Below are 1761 nucleotides of genomic sequence, written 5' to 3'. Positions count from 1 at the left end.
GTACAGTCTGCCTGATACTGAGCCCGATTTACATCTAGCTAAATTTTGTTCCATGACGTTGTGCCTTCTCTGCAACAACGCGCGAGGAACAGCAAAATGCATGCCCCTAGAATCAATGATTAGCCGTGCTATTTACTGGGTTTTTGCTTGCGTTATGATCCTTTCCGAACCAAATATTGACAAAATCGAACGGCGACAGCGTGCTTGCTGCCGAAAGCTTTGTCATCGCGTATACGGAAATCTCACGCGAAATTTGAAGGTCTTTGGAGACGGGTGATGAACCTGTGAGCCAATTCTTCTGCGGTCAGAGCGTGGGGAGCAGTAAACGTTATATGTCCCATCTTTCTACCAGGACGAATCATCCGCTTGCCGTACAGATGAAGCACAGCTCCTGCTGTTGAATGGAGCGCGTAGGACCCCTCACTGGATGTTACGGATCTTACTTCTTCACCGATGAGATTCACCATGATCGCAGGGCTCAAGAGCCTTGTTTCCCCCAATGGGAGCCCGCAGGTCACTCGTACCTGCTGCTCGAATTGAGATACAGTACAAACGTCCAGAGTATAGTGACCAGAGTTGTGAGGGCGGGGTGCAATCTCGTTGATAAGGAGGGAGCCATCTTTGGCTTGAAAGAGCTCCACGCAGAAAACGCCGACTCCCTGTAATGCCGCTACGGCTAGTTTCGAAAGTTCCGTGGCTTTCTCAGCGATGTCAGAAGGAATAGAAGCGGGCACGCGGGTTTCTCGCAAGATGCCCTGCTCGTGGCGATTCTCAACCACAGGATACACAGCGTACGCTCCACTTTCGCTTCTCACGACAAGAACCGAAACTTCTCTGACATATTCTATAAACTGTTCAAGAATCCACCGATGACCGGGCTTGGTTGTTTCCAATATTTGTCCAACTTTTCTCATATCAGAAGCGTCTCGGAGTAGCCATTGACCTCTGCCATCGTACCCACTCCTTGCCGTTTTGCAGACAGCTGGAAGGCCGAGACGGTCGACTGCCGAGATCAGTTGAAGTGGCGATTCGACGACGGCGAAAGCGGGAACAGAGAGGCGCCGTGACGACAAGTATTGTTTCTGTTCAATCCGGTCCTGGAGGATACGAAGAACAGCCCCGGAAGGTCGCATCGGGCAACGCCCTTCCAACCATTCGCAGAGCTCTGCAGGCACATTTTCCCATTCCAGAGTCACAGAATCGACAACACTTGCGAATTGGTCCCGGACGCCCAGATCCGTGAAGGGCGCTGTAAACGAGTGGGTGGATATCCGATGAGCAGGCGCGTCGGCATCTGGATCCCAGACGGCTACCCTGTAACCCATGCGGTGGGCCGTCTCGGCGAACATCGCCCCCAATTGGCCGCCACCCAATACTCCCAGAGTGGACCCAGGCTCAAGGATTCGCCCCGTCACAGCCGTCGACTCATCTCGTGCCCTTGGCCTCGGGAGAATTGAGAATACTCTCTGTTTGTGCCGCCCGGTAACTTTTGATGCGTTCAGCAATTTCAGGACGGCATCCTGCGAGAATTTGGCCTGCGAGGAGAGCTGCATTCTCGGCGCCCCCGATCGCCACGGTAGCAACCGGAATGCCTTTTGGCATCTGAACGATTGATAATAAAGAATCAAGGCCACGAAGATTCTCTGTCGGAATCGGCACACCGATCACCGGGAGGTGAGTTTTGGAAGCCACCATACCGGGAAGGTGAGCCGCTCCTCCGGCTCCCGCAATGATGACTTCGATCCCTCGATCATGAGCACT

General features: G+C 53.3%; 2 protein-coding genes. Both read right to left on the bottom strand.

Annotated features, from left to right (window positions below; translation table 11 throughout):
* Window positions 1-242 precede the first annotated feature (242 nt).
* Complete coding sequence (locus ACOSYY_RS11890; protein ID WP_421662607.1) at window positions 243-1415, bottom strand: 5-(carboxyamino)imidazole ribonucleotide synthase; 1173 nt, start codon at window positions 1413-1415, stop codon at window positions 243-245.
* Between the two features lie 10 nt (window positions 1416-1425).
* Window positions 1426-1761: 5-(carboxyamino)imidazole ribonucleotide mutase (locus tag ACOSYY_RS11885; protein WP_421662606.1), on the bottom strand; the 336-nt coding region annotated here is incomplete at its 5' end.

This window comes from Nitrospira sp. BLG_2 (assembly GCF_049222245.1).
Note: the sequence above shows the minus strand (reverse complement) of the source record. Positions and strands in the feature narration are given on the sequence as shown.